23 protein-coding genes and 1 tRNA gene are annotated in these 20,560 nt (G+C 73.6%); 4 read left to right on the top strand and 20 right to left on the bottom strand.

The annotated features are described in order from the left end of the window. Positions 1-22: 22 nt before the first annotated feature. The 3 genes from M8C11_RS13845 to M8C11_RS13855 form a co-directional block, all read right to left on the bottom strand. Positions 23-781 carry a Bax inhibitor-1/YccA family protein gene (locus M8C11_RS13845; protein WP_252449813.1) on the bottom strand — a complete coding sequence of 253 codons (759 nt, stop codon included), beginning with the start codon at positions 779-781 and terminating at the stop codon, positions 23-25. Between the two features lie 125 nt (positions 782-906). Further along, the gene (locus tag M8C11_RS13850) at positions 907-1,764 is read right to left on the bottom strand and encodes a Bax inhibitor-1/YccA family protein (RefSeq protein ID WP_184977333.1); all 858 of its coding nucleotides are present in this window, start codon (positions 1,762-1,764) and stop codon (positions 907-909) included. 110 nt (positions 1,765-1,874) lie between these two features. Continuing rightward, positions 1,875-1,955 (bottom strand) — tRNA-Leu (locus tag M8C11_RS13855). Between the two features lie 90 nt (positions 1,956-2,045). Here M8C11_RS13855 and M8C11_RS13860 point away from each other — a divergent pair. Then, positions 2,046-3,875, top strand: coding sequence for a hypothetical protein (locus tag M8C11_RS13860; RefSeq protein ID WP_256486394.1), 1,830 nt, complete (start codon positions 2,046-2,048; stop codon positions 3,873-3,875). A 58-nt stretch (positions 3,876-3,933) separates the two neighbouring features. Here the strand turns inward: M8C11_RS13860 and M8C11_RS13865 are convergent, their stop codons facing one another. From M8C11_RS13865 to M8C11_RS13900, 8 genes are all read right to left on the bottom strand, one after another. Beyond that, on the bottom strand, positions 3,934-5,265 hold the full coding sequence (locus M8C11_RS13865; RefSeq protein ID WP_047891391.1) for an NAD(P)/FAD-dependent oxidoreductase: 1,332 nt from the start codon (positions 5,263-5,265) through the stop codon (positions 3,934-3,936). Positions 5,266-5,368: 103 nt separating this feature from the next. Then, positions 5,369-5,932: a hypothetical protein gene (locus tag M8C11_RS13870; RefSeq protein WP_252449815.1), complete on the bottom strand. Its 564-nt coding sequence runs from the start codon at positions 5,930-5,932 to the stop codon at positions 5,369-5,371. Then, positions 5,929-7,290 carry a DUF58 domain-containing protein gene (locus M8C11_RS13875; RefSeq protein WP_252449816.1) on the bottom strand — a complete coding sequence of 454 codons (1,362 nt, stop codon included), beginning with the start codon at positions 7,288-7,290 and terminating at the stop codon, positions 5,929-5,931. Before M8C11_RS13875 ends, M8C11_RS13870 begins: the two co-directional genes overlap by 4 nt. Continuing rightward, positions 7,290-8,288: a MoxR family ATPase gene (locus M8C11_RS13880; protein ID WP_121684826.1), complete on the bottom strand. Its 999-nt coding sequence runs from the start codon at positions 8,286-8,288 to the stop codon at positions 7,290-7,292. Before M8C11_RS13880 ends, M8C11_RS13875 begins: the two co-directional genes overlap by 1 nt. Next, positions 8,288-8,872, bottom strand: coding sequence for a hypothetical protein (locus M8C11_RS13885; protein ID WP_121684827.1), 585 nt, complete (start codon positions 8,870-8,872; stop codon positions 8,288-8,290). Before M8C11_RS13885 ends, M8C11_RS13880 begins: the two co-directional genes overlap by 1 nt. Further along, a complete protein-coding gene (locus tag M8C11_RS13890; protein ID WP_252449817.1) occupies positions 8,869-9,600 on the bottom strand; it encodes a DUF4129 domain-containing protein in 732 nt (243 codons plus the stop codon). The genes M8C11_RS13885 and M8C11_RS13890 overlap by 4 nt, the downstream gene beginning before the upstream one ends. 20 nt (positions 9,601-9,620) lie before the next feature. Next, the gene (locus tag M8C11_RS13895) at positions 9,621-10,334 is read right to left on the bottom strand and encodes a uracil-DNA glycosylase (protein WP_252449832.1); all 714 of its coding nucleotides are present in this window, start codon (positions 10,332-10,334) and stop codon (positions 9,621-9,623) included. Positions 10,335-10,353: 19 nt separating this feature from the next. Next, positions 10,354-11,040 (bottom strand): dienelactone hydrolase family protein, encoded by a 687-nt coding sequence (locus tag M8C11_RS13900; RefSeq protein ID WP_120571597.1) that lies wholly within the window; start codon positions 11,038-11,040, stop codon positions 10,354-10,356. A 106-nt stretch (positions 11,041-11,146) separates the two neighbouring features. Here M8C11_RS13900 and M8C11_RS13905 point away from each other — a divergent pair, with 106 nt between their 5' ends. Further along, positions 11,147-11,428, top strand: coding sequence for a helix-turn-helix transcriptional regulator (locus M8C11_RS13905; RefSeq protein ID WP_308212741.1), 282 nt, complete (start codon positions 11,147-11,149; stop codon positions 11,426-11,428). A gap of 78 nt (positions 11,429-11,506) precedes the next feature. Here M8C11_RS13905 and M8C11_RS13910 read toward each other — a convergent pair whose 3' ends face one another. From M8C11_RS13910 to eno, 8 genes are read right to left on the bottom strand one after another with little or no spacing between them, the layout of a single operon-like run. Beyond that, positions 11,507-12,469, bottom strand: coding sequence for a hypothetical protein (locus M8C11_RS13910; RefSeq protein WP_252449818.1), 963 nt, complete (start codon positions 12,467-12,469; stop codon positions 11,507-11,509). Continuing rightward, positions 12,466-12,798 carry a PadR family transcriptional regulator gene (locus tag M8C11_RS13915; protein WP_252449819.1) on the bottom strand — a complete coding sequence of 111 codons (333 nt, stop codon included), beginning with the start codon at positions 12,796-12,798 and terminating at the stop codon, positions 12,466-12,468. The genes M8C11_RS13910 and M8C11_RS13915 overlap by 4 nt, the downstream gene beginning before the upstream one ends. A gap of 33 nt (positions 12,799-12,831) precedes the next feature. Continuing rightward, on the bottom strand, positions 12,832-12,993 hold the full coding sequence (locus tag M8C11_RS13920; protein ID WP_252449834.1) for a hypothetical protein: 162 nt from the start codon (positions 12,991-12,993) through the stop codon (positions 12,832-12,834). Between the two features lie 49 nt (positions 12,994-13,042). Then, on the bottom strand, positions 13,043-13,972 hold the full coding sequence (locus tag M8C11_RS13925) for a Ppx/GppA phosphatase family protein (protein WP_252449833.1): 930 nt from the start codon (positions 13,970-13,972) through the stop codon (positions 13,043-13,045). 42 nt (positions 13,973-14,014) lie between these two features. Next, positions 14,015-14,524, bottom strand: coding sequence for an amino-acid N-acetyltransferase (locus M8C11_RS13930; protein ID WP_252449820.1), 510 nt, complete (start codon positions 14,522-14,524; stop codon positions 14,015-14,017). A 1-nt stretch (position 14,525) separates the two neighbouring features. Then, positions 14,526-15,083 (bottom strand): DUF501 domain-containing protein, encoded by a 558-nt coding sequence (locus M8C11_RS13935; RefSeq protein ID WP_252449822.1) that lies wholly within the window; start codon positions 15,081-15,083, stop codon positions 14,526-14,528. Between the two features lie 23 nt (positions 15,084-15,106). Then, complete coding sequence (locus M8C11_RS13940; RefSeq protein ID WP_030271266.1) at positions 15,107-15,742, bottom strand: septum formation initiator family protein; 636 nt, start codon at positions 15,740-15,742, stop codon at positions 15,107-15,109. 28 nt (positions 15,743-15,770) lie between these two features. After that, positions 15,771-17,054 carry a phosphopyruvate hydratase gene (gene eno / locus M8C11_RS13945; RefSeq protein WP_013284093.1) on the bottom strand — a complete coding sequence of 428 codons (1,284 nt, stop codon included), beginning with the start codon at positions 17,052-17,054 and terminating at the stop codon, positions 15,771-15,773. Positions 17,055-17,266: 212 nt separating this feature from the next. On the opposite strand from eno, the gene M8C11_RS13950 reads away from it, so the two are divergent. Beyond that, a complete protein-coding gene (locus M8C11_RS13950) occupies positions 17,267-17,959 on the top strand; it encodes a hypothetical protein (RefSeq protein WP_252449823.1) in 693 nt (230 codons plus the stop codon). A 161-nt stretch (positions 17,960-18,120) separates the two neighbouring features. Next, positions 18,121-18,876 carry an NAD(+) diphosphatase gene (locus M8C11_RS13955; protein WP_252449824.1) on the top strand — a complete coding sequence of 252 codons (756 nt, stop codon included), beginning with the start codon at positions 18,121-18,123 and terminating at the stop codon, positions 18,874-18,876. A 31-nt stretch (positions 18,877-18,907) separates the two neighbouring features. Here the strand turns inward: M8C11_RS13955 and M8C11_RS13960 are convergent, their stop codons facing one another. Further along, the gene (locus tag M8C11_RS13960) at positions 18,908-20,527 is read right to left on the bottom strand and encodes a DUF885 domain-containing protein (RefSeq protein ID WP_252449825.1); all 1,620 of its coding nucleotides are present in this window, start codon (positions 20,525-20,527) and stop codon (positions 18,908-18,910) included. Between the last annotated feature and the right edge of the window lie 33 nt (positions 20,528-20,560).

The raw sequence follows: 20,560 nt of genomic DNA on the forward strand, positions 1-20,560 counted from the left end.
CCGGCGCGGCAGGCCGGAACTGTCAGCGGCGCACGTAGCTGAGCAGGCGGAGGATCTGCCAGTACAGGAAGATCAGCCCGACCAGCAGACCGAAGGCGCAGTACCAGGCGTAGCGGCGGGGCAGCCGGTTCGCGGCCGACCGCTCGACCAGGTCGAAGTCGAGGATGAAACTGAGCGCGCCCGCGATGATCGCCACCACCGAGAACACGTACGGCAGCCAGCCCACCCGGTCGCTGAGGCTGTAGACGACCACCCCCTGCCGCCCGGTGAACAGGTACGCGAACAGGTTGACCAGGCCGATCGCCACGATCCCGACGAGCGTGCCGATGACCAGCCGGGCCAGGCGCGGGGTGGCGCGTACCAGCCGGGCCCGGTAGAGCACCGCCATGCCGAGGAAGACGCCGAACGTGCCGATCACGGCCTGCGCCACGATGCCCGGGTAGACCATCTCGAAGGCGCGGCTGGCCACCCCGAGCAGCAGCCCCTGGAGCACCGCGTACCCGACGATGACCGGCGGGCTGGTGATCTGCTTCAGCGAGATGACGAGCACCAGGGCCAGGCTGGCCAGCGCGCTTCCGGCGAGCGCGGCGGAGATCCACGCGGCCTGCGGCACCACCACCCAGGACACCGCCGCCGTGACGCCGGTGACCAGCAGCAGCCCCACGGTCCGGCTGACCACGTCGGCGACCGTCATCGTGTCGGCGGTGCCGACCCCGAGCACCTGCCGCTCGGCGCGGCCGACGTCGTCCAGCCGGTCCAGCACCGGGTTGGCACTGCGCACCGCGACCACCTCCCGCCCACGTACCCGGATCCCACTCTGCCCCGGGCGGCGCGGCGGGGACGGGGAAACGGCGACGCCCGCCGCCGCGGATGCGGCAGGCGGGCGTCGTCGGGGAGGGCGTGATGTCAGTCGTCGCCCTGGAAGTAGCTGAGCAGCCGCAGGATCTCGATGTAGAGCCAGACCAGGCCGACCACGATGCCGAAGGCGGCGGTCCACGAGTAGCGCTGCGGGAGGCCCATCCGGACCCCCTCCTCGATGTCGGCGAAGTTGAGCACGAAGCTCAGCGACGCCACCACGATGCAGACCAGGCTGAAGCCGATCGCGAGCGGGCTGCCGTCACGCAGGTGCGTGTTGACGCCGAACAGCGCCAGCACCAGGTTGACCAGCATCACGCCGAACAGGCCGGCCATGATCGCCACCATGATCCGGGCGAACTTCGGCGTGGCCCGGATGATCCGCGCCTTGTAGATCATCGCCATCAGGAAGAAGACGCCGAACGTGGCCACGACCGCCTGGAGCACGATGCCGTCGTAGAGCGACTCGAACGCCTTGCTGACCATGCCGACGAAGACGCCCTCGATGATCGAGTACGCCACGACGAGCGCCGGGTTGGCCATCCGCGAGAACGAGATGATCAGACCGAGCACCAGGCCGACCACAGCGGCGCCGATCCACGCGACGCCGACCAGGGAGTCCGGCACGAGCACCCAGGCCGCTGCGGCCGAGGCGCCGAGGATGGCGAGCATGAGGACCGTCTTGACGACCACGTCGTCGAGGGTCATCGGGGTCACGGTGGGCGGGGCCACCGGCTGGCCGTAGCCGCCCGGGTAGGGCTGGGCGTAGGGCTGCTGGGGGTACTGCTGCTGCGGGTGCTGCTGGGGGTATCCGGGCTGACCGTACGGCCCGGGCTGGGCGTACCCGGCCGCCCGCTCACGCTCTGCCGCCTGGCCGAGCCGGGCGAGCACCGGGTTCGAGGTCTTCACTTCTCAGGCCTCCCTCAGGGGGTCGATCGCACGTAGACGTGCTACTCCAGGGTAGACGTGGGCGCAAACGCGCGTGCTACCGCCAGCTGTGGGAAAGCTGAGAGTTCATGTGCCCGGGGCGGGGGTCGAACCCGCACGCCTTGCGGCAGCCGCTTTTAAGGCGGCCGTGTCTGCCGTTCCACCACCCGGGCGGGTGACACCGGCGCGTCGACACGCGGCGGTGCAGATCTCACCGTAGCGGCTCGGCCGCGACGCGGCGTACCCCGACGGATGCGGCCGTTATGGTCGAGGCCGTGACCAGCGCCGCCCGCACGACCCGGGCGCCCGACCACGCCCGGGCGGCCCGCCCGGCGGCGGTCACGCGGCGGGTGACGGCCGCCGTCCGGCGGCACCGGGCGGGCCTGCTCGTCGGGGTGGCGTTCGTCGCACTCGCCGGCTGGCTCACCCACGGTCTCTGGCCGGCGCCGGGCACGCGGGTGCTCGCGCTCAACCCGGCCGACCAGACGCTGTACGAGTGGTTCCTGGCGCTGGACGCGCGTGCCCTGCGCGGCGAGCTGAGCCTGGTCACCGGCCGGTTGAACGCGCCGGACGGGGTCAACCTGATGGCGAACACGTCGGTGGTGGCGCTCGGCGTGCTGCTCGGCCCGGTCACGCTGGCGTTCGGGGCGCCTGTGACGTTCGCCCTGCTCGTCGCCGCGAACACGGCCGGTACGGCGCTCGCCTGGTACCTGCTGTTCACCCGCGTCCTGCGGGCCCGCCGGCTCGCGGCCGCACTCGGTGCGGCGCTGTGCGGCTTCGGGCCGGGCATGGTCTCGCAGAGCAACGGCCACCTGCACATGACCGCGCAGTGGCTGGTCCCGGTGCTGGTGTGGCTCGTGGTCCGGCTGCTGCGCGCCGCCGACCCGGCCGGTCGCCCGGACGGTCCGGACCGCCGCCGGACGGCCACCTCCGCGGCCGGGCTCGCCGCTGTCGTCACCGTGCAGGTCTTCGTCGGCGAGGAGGTCCTCCTCCTCGCCGCGCTCACCCTGGCGGTGACCGCCGTCGCGTACGGGCTGGCCGACCGGGACCTGCTGCGCCGGGCCGGTTCCGGCTTCGCCGGTGGGCTGCTCGCCGCCGCCGGGCTGACGCTGCCGGTGCTGGCGTACCCGCTGTGGGTGCAGTTCGCCGGCCCGCAGGGCGTCGCCCACGGGATGTTCCCGCCCGCCTACTTCTCCGCCGACCTGATCGCCTGGACCCGCCTCTCCGCGCTGTCGGTGTTCGGCAGCCCGGAGGCGGTGCGGCTCACCACCGGCCCGGCCGAGTTCACCACGTTCCTGGGCTGGCCGCTGCTGCTGGTCGCCGTGGGCTGCGCGGTCTGGCTGGGCCGGCGCGCCCCGGTGGTGGCGATCGTGGCCGCCGCGCTGGCGATGGCCGCGCTCGCGCTCGGCCCGGAGGTGGTGGCCGGTGGTGAGCGGACCGGGATCCCCGGCCCGTACGCGCTGCTGGCCGGGCTGCCGGTGGTGGACGGCGCGCTGCCGACCCGTTTCGCGCTGGCGGTGCTGCCGCTCGCCGGCACCGTGCTCACGCTCGCCGTGCACCGGGCGCTCGGCGAACCCGGCCGGGCCCGCCGGGTCGTCCCGTTCGCGGTCGGCGCGGCGCTGCTCAGCGTCTTCCCCACCCCGCTGCCCACGATGGACCGGCCGCCGCTGCCCGAGTTCGTCACCGGCGGCCACTGGCGGCAGTGCGTACGCCCCGGCGGGGTGCTGGTGCCGGTGCCCACCGCCACCCCGCAGGATCCCTGGCCGATGCGCTGGGCCACCGCCACCGGTGTCGCCTTCGCCATGCCGGAGGGCTTCTTCATCGGCCCGTACGGCCCGGACGGCTCGGCCACCATGGGCACCTGGCAGCGGCCCACCTCGGCACTGCTCGCCGACGTGGCCCGCCGCGGCGTGGCGCCGGCGGTCGGTGACCGGCAACGCCGCCAGGCCGCCCGGGACGTCGAGTTCTGGCACGCGTCGTGCGTCGCGGTGACCGACGACACGCCGCACGCGGAGATGCTGCGCCGGACCCTGGAGCAGCTCTACGGGCGGCCGGGGGTACGGCTCGCCGACGCCTGGACCTGGCGGTTCTGACCTCGTTCACGGCGAAAGGCCCCTCCCGCGTACGGGAAGGGCCTCTCGTCCGGCTTCGTCAGACGCGCGCGGCGACCGGCGGGGCGGACGCCTCGGCGAACTCCTCGCGCGGGTCGTGCAGCTGGCCCAGCGCGACCACCTCACGCTTGAGGAAGAACGCCAGCGTCCAGTCGACCACCACGCGCACCTTGCGGTTGAACGAGGGGATCCGCGACATGTGGTACGTCCGGTGCATGAACCAGGCCGGCCAGCCGGTCATCTTGATGCCGTAGACCTGCGCCACGCCCTTGTGCAGGCCGAGGCTGGCCACGCTGCCGGCGTGCTTGTGCTTGTAGTCGACCGGCTCGCGGCCGCGGATCACGTTCGCGATGTTGTCGGCCATCCGCGCCGCCTGCCGCACCGCGTGCTGGGCGCTCGGCGAGCAGAAGTTGCCCGGCTCCTTGGTCAGGTCCGGTACGGCGGCGCAGTCGCCGGCGCTCCACGCGCCCTCGACCACCCGGTCGCCGTCCACGATCTGCAGCGTCGGCCGGCAGGTGACCCGGCGACGCTCGTCACGCGGGAAGTCCGTCGCGTCGAGCATCGGCGAGGGCTTCACACCGGCGGTCCAGACGATGGTGTCGGACGGGAAGCTGTCGCCGTCGGAGAGCTTCACCACACCGTCGACGCAGGACTCCAGCCGGGTGTCCAGACGGATGTCCATGTCCCGCTTCATCAGCTGCTGCACCGTGTAGGCACCCATGTCCCGGTCGACCTCGGGCAGCACCCGCTGGGTCGCCTCGACGAGCACCCAGCGCATGTCCTCGGGCTTCAGCTCCGGGTAGTAGCGCAGCGCGTCACGGGCCATGTCCTCCATCTCGGCGAGCGCCTCGATGCCGGCGTAGCCGCCGCCCACGAAGACGAACGTCAGCGCACGGCTGCGGACCGCCGGGTCCGTGGTGGAGGCCGCCACGTCGAGCCGGTCCAGCACGTGGTTGCGCAGGAAGATGGCCTCGCCGATGGTCTTGAACCCGATGCCGTTCTCGTGCAGGCCGGGGATCGGCAGGGTGCGGGAGACCGAGCCGGGGGCGACGACCACGTGGTCGTACCGGATCTCCCGGGCCGGGCCACTGATCGGCTGCACCACGGCGGTCATGCGGTCGTGGTCGATCCGGGTGACGGTGCCCGCCACCACGGTGCACTTGCGCAACTCCCGCCGCAGCGGCACCACAGCGTGCCGAGGGGAGATGTTGCCCGCCGATGCCTCCGGGAGGAACGGCTGGTACGTCATGTGCGGCTGCGGGTCGACGACGATGACCTCGGCCTCACGCCTGCTCAGCTTCTTGGACAGGCGCAGAGCGGCGTACAGGCCCACGTGACCGGCACCCACGACAAGGATCCGCTTCGGGTTCACGTCATCTATCTTTCCCCGGGTGCTTCGGGTAATCCCGCGCGAGACCCCCTTCTGTGACGGAGCACAACCCGTGTGACCTGCGCAACGTCCCCGGAGCGCCGCGTCACCTGCGCCGGAGCAGCCAGCCCAGCAGCGCGCTCAGCCCCACCGCCACCAGCAGTCCCACGACTGTCGCGACCTGCGAGCCGTCCGTACCGCCCACTCCCCCGAGCCACGCCAGCACCACGCCGAGCACGGCGCTGGCGAGCACCACGCCACCCGCGCGGCCCAGCCACCGCAGCACCACGTCCGGGTCGATCAGCCCGTCGTAGGGCAGCAGCGCGGCGAGCGCGCAGAGCGAGTGCGCCAGGTAGAGCAGCGTCGCCACGGCGAGCAGCCGCCACAGCGCCGGCGGCCGGTCGAAGCCGAGCGTGGCCAGCAGCCAGCCGCCGACTGTCACGAGCGCGGTGAACGTCGGCCAGATCCGGCGCGGCCCGACCGCCGGCAGCACCGCGGCCACCGTCAGGGCCAGCAGCGAGCGCGCGGTCAGGGCCTGCACCGGGTACGCGAGCAGGAAGCCCGCCAGCACGACGAGGAAGATGCCGCCGCGTACGAGCAGCGGCAGCGGGCTGACCCGGGCGGCGGCGTACCGCAGCGCCCGCACCCGCTCCACCAGGGCGTCCGTCATCTCATGCCTGCCTTCGGGGCGGTCGCCAGCCGGGCCACATCGCGCAGCACCTCGTCGAGGCTGCCGGCGCCGGCCCAGCGCACCACCGGCACCCCGTGCTCGCGGAGCTGGCCGATCATCGTGTCCCGGTCCAGCCGCCACAGCCGGTACGCGACCTCGGCCCAGCCCCGTTCCTTCGGCATCGGCAGCTCAGCCGGCAGCGTGTCCACCGCCACCACGAACCGCCCGCCACGGGCCAGCCGGGCCAGCATCTGCGCGGACCGCTCGTCGAGCAGCGGGGTGAGCACCACCACGAGCGCGTCCGAGGAGAGCACCTGCGGGCCGAAGACCTGGTCGTACGGCTCGTGCGGGGACGACTCGGCCTGCACGTCGAGCAGCCACTCCAGGACGGTCAGATACTGCCGCCGCCCGGTGGCCGGACGCAGCCGGCGCGCGGCCGGCCCGTACTCCAGCATCGACACCCGGTCGCCGCGGTGCAGGTAGTGCTCGGCGATCGCGGCGGCGGCCCGGACCGTGGTGTCCAGCACCGACGCGGTCCCGTTCACGCCACCGGAGCGGCCCGCCTCGGCCAGCACGTCCAGCAGCACCACCACCTCGGCGTCCCGGTCCGAGAGCGTCGCCGCGACGTGCAGTTGACGGGCCCGCAGCGACACCCGCCAGTCGATCCGGCGCAGCCGGTCGCCGGGCGCGAAGACGCGTACGCCGGCCAGCTCGCCGCCCTCGCCCGGCCGCCGCGAGCGGTGCGCGCCGACCAGCCCGGCGGCCCGGGGCATCGCCTCGACCGCGTCGAACGGCTCGGTACGCGGATAGACCCGGGCCCGGATCGGCTCGGTGATCACCGCGCGGGAGACCAGCAGCCCGTCGGCGGCGGCGACCCGGACCCCGGCCGGGCCGATCGGGTGCCGTCCCCACCGCAGGGCGGTGCCGGTCAGTTCCAGGTCGACGGCGCTGCCCCGGGGTACGGAGGTGACGAACGGGCGGTCGGCGCCGCCGGAGCGGCTCACGTCCAGCCCGGCGCCGCCGAAGCCGACCTGCTCCACCCGGAGCCAGCGCGACATCCGGGTCCGGACCACCGTCAGGTCGTACCCGATCAGGTCGGGGTTGGCCACCGCGACGGTGGCGGCCAGCGGCGCGCCCTCGACCAGGTGGGTGTCCCCGACACCGAGTTCCAGCTCGGGCAGCGCGGCGGGGCGGCGGCGCAGCGCGTACGCGGTCCCGAGCGCGAACGGTGTGGCGAGCACCACCAGGTCGATGCGGCCGAGCAGGACGGCGGCGACGAGCAGCACGCCGGTGAGCAGCACGGCCCGGCCGAGCGCCCAGGTGGGCGCCCAGCCGCTCGCCGCGTCGGCCCGGTCCATCAGCGTCCGGCGGCGTAGCTGGGCAGCGCGCCGCTGGCCGGTGCGGGCGTCGACTCCAGCACCTCGCCGACCACGAACGACGGGTCGACCCGGCGCAGCCACATCTCCGGCCGCAGCGTGATCCGGTGCGCCAGCGCGGGCGCCGCCACCGCCTTGACGTCCTCCGGAACGACGTAGTCGCGGTTGGCGAGCACCGCCCGTACCCGGGACAGCAGCAGCAGCGCCAGCGAGCCGCGCGGGGACGCGCCGACCAGCACCGACGGGTGCTCCCGGGTGGCGGCGGTGAGCGCCACGATGTACCGGCCGACCGAGTCCTCGACCACCACGTCCTCCAGCGCGGCCTGCATGGCGCGCAGCGTGGCGGCGTCCACCACCGGCTTGATCTCCGCCTCCTCGCGGCGGCGGGCGATACGGCGGCGCAGCACGTCCCACTCCTCGTCGTGGGTGGGGTAGCCGAACGACACCCGCAGCAGGAACCGGTCGAGCTGCGCCTCCGGCAGCGGGTACGTGCCCTCGTACTCGATGGGGTTGGCGGTGGCGAGCACGTGGAACGGCTCGTCCAGCCGGTAGGTCACGCCCTCCACCGAGACCTGCTTCTCCTGCATCGCCTCCAGCAGCGCCGACTGCGTCTTCGGCGGCGTCCGGTTGATCTCGTCGGCGAGCAGCAGGTTGGTGAACACGGGCCCGGCCCGGAAGGCGAAGTCGCCGCTGCTCTGGTCGTAGAGGAACGAGCCGGTCACGTCGGCGGGCAGCAGGTCCGGCGTGAACTGGAGCCGCCGGAAGTCCAGCCCGAGCGCCTGCGCGAAGCAACGCGCGGTGAGCGTCTTGCCGAGACCGGGCAGATCCTCCAGCAGCACGTGACCACCGGCGAGGATGCCGGCCAGCACCAGCTCCAGCGCGTCCCGCTTGCCGACCACGACGGTGCCGACCGCGTCCAGGACGGTCCGGGCGAGCCGGCCCACCTCGGCGGGGGGCATGCTCCGGTCCACGTCGTTCATCAGATCTTCTCCAGTTCGGCGACGATCGCCGCGAGGTCGCGCGGCGACGGAGGGCGGCGGACGGGGGTGTCGAGGAACGTCCACAGTGGCTCGCCCAGCAGGGCTCGGGCACGGGCCGGGTCGGACTCACGGGTGACGCCGTGCCGCTGACGCAGCCGTTCGTCGGCCAGCTCGCCGAGGCGCGGCAGGATGCGTTCGGTGAACCGCTCCCGGTTGTCGGCGGACCAGTCCAGCGGGCGCTCCCAGCCGTTGATCGCGGTGCGCAGCGCGTCCCGGGCGGACCAGTTCCAGGTGCCGGGTTCCTCACCGGCGGGCGCCCGGGCACCGGCGCGGGGCGGCGGCGGGGGCGACAGCGCGGTGGTGACCCGGCGTACGGCGAGCACGGCGAGAACCCCGGCCACGATGATCCAGATCGGCACCTTCAGGCCGACCGCGCGCAGCCCGACCAACACCACCACGACGACGGCGGCGGTGACCGCGGCGGTCCGCAGCAGCGCGCGGGCCCGGCCGCCACCGGACGGACGCTCGGCCTCCCCGGCCGGCTCCTCGCCGAACGAGAGCAGGTCGTCGATGCTGGTGCTCACGACGCCTCCCCCGCCAGGCTGGTCAGCTCGCCGCGCAGCCGCCGCAACGCGGCGCGGGCCTGGTCCCGGGTGCGCTCGTCGACCGGGTGCGTGGCGTACCGGGCCTCCCGGTAGACGTGCGCGAAACCGTCGAGCACGTCGGCGCTGGCGATCGCCGGGATGCCGGCCTCCGGGTCGCCCCGCAGCAACCGGGCGACCAGGTCGGTCGGGGTGTCGCCGGTGTGCCGGGGCACGCCCGCGTCCTCGGCGGCCTCCTCCAGGCGTACCCAGCAGGCGATCACAGCGGTCCGCGGGTCGGTGGAGCGGTCGTCCAGTTCGACGAGTCCGGCGTCGAGCGCGGCCACCACCTCGCGGGCGGTCCCCTCGGCGGTACGCCGGGAGCGCCGCACCGGCACCGCGCGAGTCGTCCGCCGCAGCGCGCCCCGGACCACGTTCCACAGGACGTACCCGATGGCGCCCAGCACCGCCGCGAACAGCAACGCCACGGCGGCGGTGGCCAGCCAGTCGGGCACACCGCCCGACGTGGACTCACCCACGTCGCGGGGTTCCACCGGGTACGACGGCACCGCCTCGGGCGACGGGTACTCCGGCACGTACGGGATGGTGTCGGCGGCGGGCGGGATCCGGCTGGCCCCGATGGCGGAGTGACCGGCGGCGAACGCGGCGAGCGCGAGCAGCACCGTCACCGCGGCGACCGGCCACCACCTGCGCAGTACGCCGAAATCCATCCCACCGCCCCAGGTGCTCCTCAGTCCACCCCGGCCAGGTGCTTCGCCCGGGTGAACACGTCGTCCAGCATCGCCGGTGTGAGCCGTCCGGTGAACGTGTTCTGCTGGCTGACGTGATAGCAGCCCAGCAACGCCGGCACCGACTCGCCGGACCAGTGTGCCCCATGGCCGAACACCGGTCGCGGCGTGGGCGGTCGCTGCCCGTACACCTGGCGTAGCACCGGCCACCACGCGGCCCACGCGAACGCGCCCAGCGCGACCACGACGCGCAGCGTGGGCCGGATCAACTCGACCTCGCGGTGCAGCCACGGCGCGCAGGTGTCCCGCTCGGCCGGGGTGGGTTTGTTGTCCGGCGGCGCGCACCGCACGGCCGCGAAGATGCGGGTGTCACGCAGCGTCAGGCCGTCGTCCGCGGCGACGCTCGTCGGCTGGTTCGCCAGCCCGGCGCGGTGCAGCGCGGCGAACAGCACGTCACCGGACCGGTCCCCGGTGAAGATCCGGCCGGTGCGGTTACCGCCGTGCGCCGCCGGCGCCAGGCCGAGGATCGCGATGCGCGCGTCCTGCGGACCGAGGCCGGGCACCGGCCGTCCCCAGTAGTCCTGGTCGCGGAACGCGGCCCGCTTGACCCGGGCGACCTCCTCCCGCCACGCCACCAGGCGCGGGCAGGCGAAACAGTCGCTGACCGCGCCGTCGAGGTCGGCCAGGTCGGCCGCCCGCGCGGCGCGGGCGACCACGTCCTGCGGGGTACGCGACTCAGCCAAGCTTCGCCCGGAACAGTTCCAGCGTGCGGGCCCAGGCGGTCGCGGCGGCCCGCTGGTCGAAGTGCTCGGGCCGGTCCTCGTTGAAGAACGCGTGCGCGGTGCCCGGGTAGTCGAACGTCTGGCAGGTGCCACCGGCGGACTCGATGGACCGGCGTACGCTCTGCACCCCGTCGGCGGCGGACAGGCCGTCGGCCTCGGAGCAGTGGATGAGCGCGGCCTTCCCCGCGTAGTCGGCCCAGTCGGTGGCCATGCCCTCCCAGGGCAGGCGCGGGTAGAACCCGGCGGTGGCCACGATGCGCTCGGAGAACGTGCCGGACCACAGGGCCAGGCTGGCGCCCGCGCAGAACCCGGCACAGCCCACCTTGCCGGCGACCTCCGACCGGCTCGCCAGGTATTCGGCGGCGGCCGCGATGTCGCTCGCCGCCTCGTCCATCTGGGAGCTGTTCAGCATCAGCCGCGGCTCGGTCGGCTTCACGGCCGGCCCGCCGTGCCGGAAGTCCGGCGCGAGGGCGACGAAGCCGGCCTCGGCGAAGCGGTCGACCACGGCCCGGACGTGGGGCACCAGTCCCCACCAGTCCTGGATGACGATGACCGCCGGGCTGGCCGCACCGCCGGAGGGTATCGCGAGATACCCCTCGCTCGTCCCCCCGTTGCCGGTGAAGCTCACCATCTCGCCCATGGGCCCGTCCTCCTAGCGGTCAGTCATCATTGGCTGGTCGCCCAGTTGGCTGCTACGTGCCGGTAGCGTGCCACGCGGTCACCGGCCCGGGGAAGACGGAACAACAGTGGCATTCACCTCCTGTCGACCTGCCGGACAGTTACACACGGGTAAGCAGGCACTCCTCGCCGAGGTCATCGGTCACCGCCTCGCGGAGGTACGGCGAGCGCGCGGCCTGACCCAGCAGCAGGTCGCCGACCGGATGGGCGTCACCAAGGGACGGGTCTCCCAGATCGAGCAGGGAAAGATCTCCGGCCAGGAAGTGGTGGCCCGGTTCGCCACAGCGCTGGGTGGCCGGCTCCACCAGGCGATCTACTTCGACGACGGTGACATCGCCGCAATCGCCTGACAGCGGATCCCGCGAGATCTTGGAGGAATCCGGCCTATGAGGGCCGTTTCGTACCAAGATCTCGCGGGATCGCGTGCTCTAGCGCGTTGGCGTGGGTTCCGGGGAAGCGCTGGTGGTGGGCGCGGTCGGGGTGGGCGCGGTCGGGGTGGCGCTGCCTGTGGGTGCGGGTGCCGGCGGGGCGATCGACGGCGAGGCCGGCGCGCCGAACGGGGCCCGGTCCAGGCAGTACGGGTAGGCGTTGCGGGGCGCGGGCACGGCGCCGGACGAGTCGAGGCAGTTCGGCCAGCCCAGCCGGATCGGCACGCCGTTCTGGTCGAACAGCTGCGCGTCGCGGATCAGCCGCCCCTGCTGGTCGTAGACGAAGACGTCCTCGATCCGGTCGTACCGGTGGTCCACCGACGTCTGCTCGTAATCGCGGTAGACGTCGGTGTCGGCGCGCTCGTCCACCTGCACCAGCACGGCGAAGGAGAACAACAGCAGCGCGGCGGTGGTGATCTGGTGCAGTTGTCGCCGCCACCCGGCGATCCCGGCCGAGCGGCGACCCCACCACATGGACGCGACGATCGCGCCGATGAGCAGCAACAGCCCCATGGAGGTGTTGCCGCCCAGCCGGGGCACCAGGCCGGACCGGCCGTCCACCATCCACGCCACGACCAGGGCGGCCAGCCAGCCGCGCACCAGCCACCAGGCCGGGCGCAGCGGACGCAGGAAGTCGCTCACCGTCTCGTGCCCGAGCACCGGGCCGAGCTGGCGGTCGAGCAGGCGGATCTGCGTGGCCGCCTGCTCCCGCGCCTCGGCCAGCCGGTGGAAGCGCGCCGGTCGCCGCCCCTCCCCGGCGCCGGCGGCGGCACGCAGCTCGGCCGCGTACGCCTCGGGGGTGCCCAGCCGGTCCACGAGCGCGCCGTCGCCCTCGGCGGCCACCTCGGCGAGGTGTTCCGGCAGGTCCTCGGTCAGCTCGTCGCGGACCCCCGGCGGCAGGTCGGCGAGCGCCGCGCGCACCCGGTCGACGTAGTCCGTGATCTCCTGCCCAGTGACGGTCATGCCGCCATCCCCCGATCGTCGAGCAGTGCGTCCATGGTGGTGGCGAACGAGCGCCAGGTCTTGCCGGAGCGGGCGAGCTGGTCACGCCCGGCGGTGTTCAGCGAGTAGTACTTGCGGTGCGGCCCGGACTCGCTCGGCACCACGTACGTGGTGAGCAGGCCGGCCGCGAACAGCCGACGCAGCGTGCCGTAGACCGAGGCGTCGCCGACCTCGGTGAGGCCGGCCTCGCGCAGCCGCCGCAGGATGTCGTAGCCGTATCCGTCCTCGTCCTTGAGCACGGCGAGCACCGCCAGGTCGAGCACGCCCTTGAGGAGCTGCGTGGTATCCACGCTCAGCACACTAGTGCGCATTGCGTACTACCGTCAACGACACAGCACCAACAGGCGAGCTGTCCACCCGATGAAACGGTCGAACAGGTCGGCCGGATTCGGGTTGGCGCGCAGCAGGTCGGCGGTGGCGTCGAACAGGCAACCCGCCCGGCCCTTCTTCGTCGACCAAGGAGTCGGCGTCCTCACGGGCGCCACGACCGGACACGAACTCCTTGATCACCGCCGCGAGAAGGCAGCCGGAGGGCTAGGCGAGGCTCCAGGCGATGCCGTCGAGGATGTCGTGCTCGGAGGCGACCACCGAGGGCATCCCGGCCCGCTCCATGATCACTCGCAGCACCAGCGCGCCCGCGCCGATCACGTCGGCCCGTCCCGGGTGCATCACCGGGTACGCCAGCCGCTGCTCGCTGCTCTTGCCGAGCAGGTCGGCGGTCACCTCGGCCACCTGCTCGTACGAGACCCGGGCGTGGTGGATGCGGCTCGGGTCGTACTCCCGGAGCCCTTCGGCCAGGGCGACCACTGTGGTGACCGAACCGGCGAGCCCGACCAGCGTGGCGGCCTCGCGGCCGGGCACGGCGGCGAGCGCGCGGTCGACGGCGGCGGCGATGTCGGCCTCGGCGGCGGCGATCTGCGCCGGGGTCGGCGGGTCGCCGTGCAGGTGCCGTTCGGTCATCCGGACGCAGCCGATGTCCACCGACATCGCGCCGCGCACGCCGTCGGCGCGGGTGCCGACGACGAACTCGGTCGAGCCGCCGCCGATGTCGACCACCAGGTACGGCGGTTCGGCGTCGGCGGGCAGGCCGCGCACCGCGCCGGTGAACGACAGGCGTGCCTCCTCGTCGCCGGTCACCACCTCGGGCGGTACGCCGAGCGTGCGCTCGACCATGGCGCGGAAGTCGGCGGCGTTGGAGGCGTCGCGGGAGGCCGAGGTGGCGCACATGCGTACCCGCTCGACGCCGGACTTCTCGATCTCGGCCGCGTAGTCGGCGAGCGCCACCCGGGTCCGCTCGATCGCCTCCGGGGCGAGCATGCCGGTCTGGTCGACGCCCTGTCCCAGCCGGACGATCTCCATCCGCCGGCTGACGTCCACCAGCGGCGCCGTCTCCCCGGCCGACGCTTCCGGCAGGTCGGCGATCAGCAGTCGGATCGAGTTGGTCCCGCAGTCGATGGCGGCCACACGCGCACTCACGGCGCCCACCCTACGGCAGCCCGCGCGGGGTCAGAGGCGCAGCAGCATGCGGGTGTTGCCCAGGGTGTTGGGCTTGACGCGTTCCAGGTCCAGGAACTCGGCCACGCCCTCGTCGTACGAGCGCAGGAGCTGCTCGTAGACGGGCTGCGGGACGGGTGCGCCGTCGATCTCGCGGAAGCCGAACGAGCCGAAGAAGCCGGTCTCGAACGTCAGCACGAAGATCCGGGCGATGCCCAGCTCCCGCGCCGCGTCGATCAGCTCACCGACGATCCGGTGCCCGATCCGGTGGCCCCGGCAGGACGGGTCGACCGCCACCGTCCGGATCTCCGCCAGGTCCTCCCACATGACGTGCAGCGCGCCGCAGCCGACCACAGTGCCGTCCGACGTCACCGCGACGCGGAACTCCTGCACGTCCTCGTACAGCGTCACAGTCGCCTTGCTGAGCAGCCGCCGGTCGTCGGTGTAGGTGTCCACCAGCCGCCGGATCCCGCGCACGTCGGTGGTGCGGGCCCGGCGCACAGTGATCTCGTCGACGCTCATCTCACTGGACCGCTGGCACGTCCACGCAGGGCCCGGCCGCCCACCACTTCTCCACCAGCGCCAGCGTCTCGTCGCCGAACGGGTTGACCCCCGGCCCGGCCGCGAGCGCGTGCCCGAGGTGCACGTGCAGGCACTTCACCCGCCCCGGCATGCCACCGGCCGAGATGCCGGCGATCTCCGGCACCTCGCCGATCGCCTCCCGGCGGGTCAGGTAGTCCTCGTGCGCCGCCCGGTACCGCGCCGCCAGCTCCGGATCCTCGGCGAGCCGCTCGGCCATCTCCTTCATCAGCCCGGCCGACTCCAGCCGGCTGCACGCCGCCGTGGCGCGCGGGCAGGTCAGGTAGAACAGCGTCGGGAACGGCGTGCCGTCGGCCAGCCGGGGCGTCGTCTCCACCACGTCGGGCAGGCCGCAGGGGCACCGGTGGGCCACCGCGCGGGTGCCGCGCGGCGGGCGTCCGAGCTGCGCGGCCACCGCGGCCAGGTCGGCCTCGGTGGCCGGCTGGCGTTCCGGCGGGGGTACGGAATTCGCCGCCGGCTCCTGCGGTGGTACGACGCTCAAGGAATTGCCTCTCGAATCAAAGCTCACTTGTCGGGGCGCTCGGCGTTGGCCGCCCGCACGCTCCCCCACAGGGTGTCGTACCAGGGCTCGGGCGGCTTCGGCGCCCCCGGCTTCGCGCCCTTGCCGGCGTCCTTCGCGGCGCCCTCCGGGTCGGAGAGCACCACGAGCAGCGTCTCGCCCGGCTTGCCCATGAAGAACCGCTCCCGGGCCTGCGTCTTGACGTACTCCGGGTCCTTCCACTTGGCCGCCTCGGCGGTGAGCCGGTCGATCTCGGCCCGCTGGGCGGCCTGCGCCGCCTCCATCCGCTCGATGTCGGCCTGCTGGTCCAGGTAGACCCGGACCGGATAGGTGTACGCCAGGGCGAGCGCGATCAGCACCGCGAACAGCACTGTGGCGCGCCCGGTGAAGCGCCGGGGTTGGGGTGCGGTGAGCCGCTTGACCGGGCCACCGGCGGCGGTACGCCGGGCCGCGGCGGGGCGGCTCGCGGAGCGTACGCCGTCGGTGGCACGCGACGCGCCGGGTGACCGGCCGGCGGCGCGTGCCTCCGCGCGGACGCCGTTGTCGCGTGCCGTGGACCGGACCCGGGCACCGCCCGTCCGGCCGGGCTGCCCCGGCCGACGGGCGGGCCGCTGGCCACCCGGTGTGCGGCGCTGCTGCATCGTCACACCCCTCCCCCGGAGCGCTCGCTCAGGCCGAACGGTAGCGCGGGAACGCGCCGGCACCGGCGTACCGCGCCGCGTCGGCCAGCTCCTCCTCGATCCGCAGGAGCTGGTTGTACTTGGCCACCCGGTCCGAGCGGGCCGGTGCGCCGGTCTTGATCTGCCCGCAGCCGGTGGCGACGGCCAGGTCGGCGATGGTGGTGTCCTCGGTCTCGCCGGAGCGGTGGCTCATCATGCACTTGAAGCCGGCCCGGTGGGCCAGGTCGACGGCGTCGAGCGTCTCGGTGAGCGAGCCGATCTGGTTGACCTTCACCAGCACCGCGTTGGCGGCCTGCTCGGCGATGCCCCGGGCGATGCGCTGCGGGTTGGTCACGAACAGGTCGTCGCCGACGATCTGGATGCGGTCGCCGAGCGCGGCGGTGAGGGTGGCCCAGCCGCTCCAGTCGTCCTCGGCCAGCGGGTCCTCGATCGACACGATCGGGTAGTCGCCGGCGAGCTTGGTGTAGTAGTTGCTCATCTCCTCGGCGCTCTTGGCGCTGCCCTCGAACGTGTAGGTGCCGTTGTCGAAGAACTCGGTGGCGGCCACGTCGAGCGCGAAGACGATGTCGGTGCCCAGCCGGTAGCCGGCCTTCTCCACCGCCTCGGCGATCAGGTCCAGCGCGGCGGCGTTGGTGGGCAGGTTCGGGGCGAAGCCGCCCTCGTCACCCAGGCCGGTCGACAGGTCCTTCTTCTTCAGCACCGACTTCAGCGCGTGGTAGACCTCGGCGCCCGAGCGCAGCGCGTCCCGGAACGTCGGCGCGCCGATCGGCGCGATCATGAACTCCTGGATGTCGACGTTCGAGTCGGCGTGCGCGCCACCGTTGAGGATGTTCATCATCGGCACCGGGAGCAGGTGCGCGTTCGGGCCGCCCAGGTAGCGGAACAGGCTCAGCTCGGCGCTGCCGGCGGCGGCCTTCGCCACGGCCAGGGAGACGCCGAGGATGGCGTTCGCGCCCAGCTCGCCCTTGTTGTCCGAGCCGTCGATGTCGATCATCTTCTGGTCGATCAGCCGCTGCTCGCTGGCCTCGTAGCCGATGAGCTGGTCGACGATCCGGTCCTCGATGTTGGCGACGGCCTTCTCGACACCCTTGCCCAGGTAGCGGTCCTTGTCACCGTCGCGCAGCTCGACCGCCTCGAAGGCGCCGGTGGAGGCGCCGGACGGCACCGCGGCGCGGGCGATCGTGCCGTCGTCGAGCCCGACCTCGACCTCGACCGTCGGGTTGCCCCGCGAGTCCAGGATCTCCCGGGCGACGATTCCCTCGATGGTTGCCACTGAGTCGCTCCTCGTTTGTATGGTTCCGGTCCGTATGGGCCGCGACGGTGCGGCTGAGGCAGGTGTTGAACGCAGCGTATCGGTCCCCGCCCTGCCGCACGCCGCTCGGGGCGGCCCCCGAGGCGCTTGCTGAGACGGACATTCCCGGATTACCGGTCGTCAACCGGCAACCGGTTTGCGAGACGTTGCGTCGATCGACAAGGCTGGGCATCATGCCTGCCGCCTCGACGACTCTCCGCGTGCTAGCCGCCTCGGTCATCGCGTCGCTCTCGGTCACCGGCTGTCAGGCCCTGGACGACGCGAACGTCGCGCTCGGTCGCGCCGACCTGGTCAACGACCTCGCCGCGCGGATGGACCGGGCGCTGGAGCAGACCTGGGCCGCCGACTACCAGATCGACGGCGGCCGGACCGCCTCGATCGCGCAGACCAACAAGCCGCTACGGTCCACGTACACCTGGCCCGGCGGCAAGATCACGGTGACCCAGGAGTCGGTGACCCGGTGCGCGAGCACCGCCGCCCGTACGTCCTGCACCGTCTCGCCGCCCGTGCTCACCGCCGGCAAGCCGTCGGTGATCGTCTACGACGAGGCGCGCAAGCAGGGCCTGGTCACGCCGCCCGCGGTGATCCGGCTGCTCACCGACGCCGCGCTCGCGCCGGAGGCGGTCATCGAGCAGAGCGACACCACGCTCGCCGGCCGCCACGCCACCTGCGTCGACGTCACCCACGACGGGGAGCGCTTCAACGCCTGCGTGACGAACGAGGGCGTGCTGGCCAGCTTCTCCGGCACGCTCGACGGCAAGCCCGCCGAGGTGACGCTGAGCCGCTACACCGAGAGCGTCGAGGCGGCCGCGTTCGCGGTGCCGGACGGCGCCGGCGTGGTGGACCGCCGCCCGTCCACGTCGTGACCCCGCCCGCCGGTTCCGCCTCCGGTGCCGCAGGTCGGGCCGCCGACGGTTCCTCGTCCGGCGCCGGGACCCGGGCCGTTGACGCTCGCCCGCCGGGCACCGGATTCCTGCCCGCCGCCGATCACGGGCGGCCGCCTCGGCCCGACGACCTGGCGCTGCCGGTGGCCGGCCGGAAGCTGCTGACCGGCCCGGACGAGCATCCGCTACGGGTCGGCGCGCTGCCCGGCGACCTCGCCTGGACCCCGGTCGGCACGCTCGACGGCATCCCCGCATGGGCGGCCGAGGTGGCCGATCCGGAGTCGCTGCCCGGCCGGTGGCGCAGCTGGCGGGGCCTCGCCGCCGAGCTGCCCGCACCCCGCACCGACCTGGCCGGGCGGGCGCTGGCCGTGGTCACCTGGCGGCGTACCCACAGGTGGTGCGGCGCGTGCCGGGCCGAACTGGCCGACGTGCCGGGCGAGACCGCGCGGCACTGCCCGGACTGCGACCTCACCGTGTTCCTGCCGCTGTCCGTCGCGGTGCTGACCGCGATCACCCGCCCCGGCCCGGCCGACGGCCCCGACGAGCTGCTGCTGGTCCGCCACGCGCAGGGACCGACGCAGCTGTGGGCGCTCGTCGCCGGATTCGTCGAGGCGGGCGAGTCGCTGGAGGCCGCGGTGCACCGCGAGGTCGCCGAGGAGGTCGGCCTGACACTGCGGCGACCGGTGTACGTGGACAGCCAGCCGTGGGCGCTGTCCGGACCCGGCACGCTGCTCGCCGGGTTCACCGCCGAGGCGACCGACCCGGCCGCCGAACCGGTCGTCGACGGCACCGAACTGACCGAGGCGCGCTGGTTCCCGACCGGCGCGCTGCCCGCCGAGCTGCCGCCCGCGTACTCCCTGTCGCGCTGGCTGATCGACGCCGTCGCCGCCCGGCGGTGACCGCAGGCCGGTCGCCGCCCGGCGGTGAGCCTCACACCCCCAGCAGCGTCCGCAGGTGGCGCGGCGGCGGGCAGTCGTGCGCCAGCATCGCGTCGTGCCAGTCCCGCAGCGGCACCCCGTCCGGCCGGGCGGCGGCGATGTCGGCCATCTCGCTGTAGCCGACGAAGTACGTGGAGAGCTGCGTCGAGGTGAGCAACGCCCGCCGCCACTTGCCGGCCGCCTCGCCCTCCTCCTGGAAGCCGCGACCGGTCATCAGCGCCATCGCCTCGGACTCGGGCAGGTCGTCGCAGTGCACGAGCTGGTCCAGCAACGCGTTGATGGTCATCCGCAGCTGCATCTTGAGCTGCTGCAACCGCACCGGCAGCCCGCCGAAGCCGAACCCGGCCATCAGCTCCTCCGCGTAGACCGCCCAGCCCTCGATGAACACGCCCGACTCGGTGAGCGCGCGTACCCGCGTCGGGCCCTCGTACCGGCGGGCGTGGGCGAGCTGGAGGAAGTGCCCGGGCATCGCCTCGTGCACGGTCAGGTTGCGGATCATGTGGTCGTTGTACTCGCGGTAGAACGACTCGACCCGCTGCGCCGGCCAGCCCGCCGGGGTGGGCGAGATGCAGTAGAACGTCGGCACGTCGGCCGTCTCCAGCGGGCCCGGCGAGTCGCAGTAGGCCACCGCCACGCCCCGCGCGAACTCCGGCATCTCCTGGATGACACACGGGTCGCTGACCATGCTGACCAGGTCGTGGTGGCGGACGAAGTCACTCGCCTCGTCCAGCGTGACCGAGGCGAGGTCGACGATGGTGGCGTCGTCCGGGCGCTCGGCGGCCAGCAGGTCCAGCGCCCGGCGTACCGTCTCGTCGTCGGCCGGACCACCGACCAGTTCGACCGCCGCCGCGCGGATCTCCTCGGTGACCCGGTCGAGGTTGGCCCAGGCGCGGCGCTGCACCTCGGCGGCGCTCAGCTCGGTGTCGAGCGTGTGCCACAGCCGCGCCTCCCAGCGCCGCCGGCCCAGCCGGGGGTCACGCCCCGGGCCGGCGTCGGCGGCCAGACCCTGCCGCAGCCAGGCCACGAACTCCTCCAGCGCGGCGATCGCCTCGGTGGCCGCCGGGCCGACCCGGTCGCGCAACGCCGGCGCCTCGGCCAGCAGCCCGGGCACCTCGTCGCGGATCAGCGCCGCCGTACCGGTGAACTGCCCGACCGCCGTCTCCGCGTGGACCCGCGGCATGTCCCGCAGCGTCGCGCGCGCCGTCGACAGCGCATCGGGTACGGCCGACAGACGCCCGGCCAGGCTGGTCAGGCGCTCCTCGGCCGGCGCGAAGGGACGGGCCAGCAGGGCGTGCAGCAGCGGCCCCGGATTGTGGCGCAGCGGATCCCACTCGTGGGTGCGGATCTCGGTGGCCTCGAACAGACCCCGGTCGACGAGGCTGGCGAGCAGCGCGTGGTCGACGCTCTCCGCCGGGTCGAGCGCGTCCGGGTCGATCTCCGCGAGCGCGTCGGCCGCGTCCTTCAGCATCGCCTGGTCGGCGGCGAGGGCGTCGGCGGAGAGATCGGGCAGCCGGTCGTCGTACCGGTGGTCCCCGGCGGAGGTGGCCAGCCCGGGCCGACTCTCCAGCAACGCCTCCACGATCCGCTCCGCCAGCGGCCCGAACGCTTCCATCCCCCGACCCTACCGACCGCCCCACCCCTCCCC

This window comes from Micromonospora sp. CPM1, from assembly GCF_023896895.1.
Lineage (GTDB): Bacteria > Actinomycetota > Actinomycetes > Mycobacteriales > Micromonosporaceae > Micromonospora > Micromonospora tulbaghiae.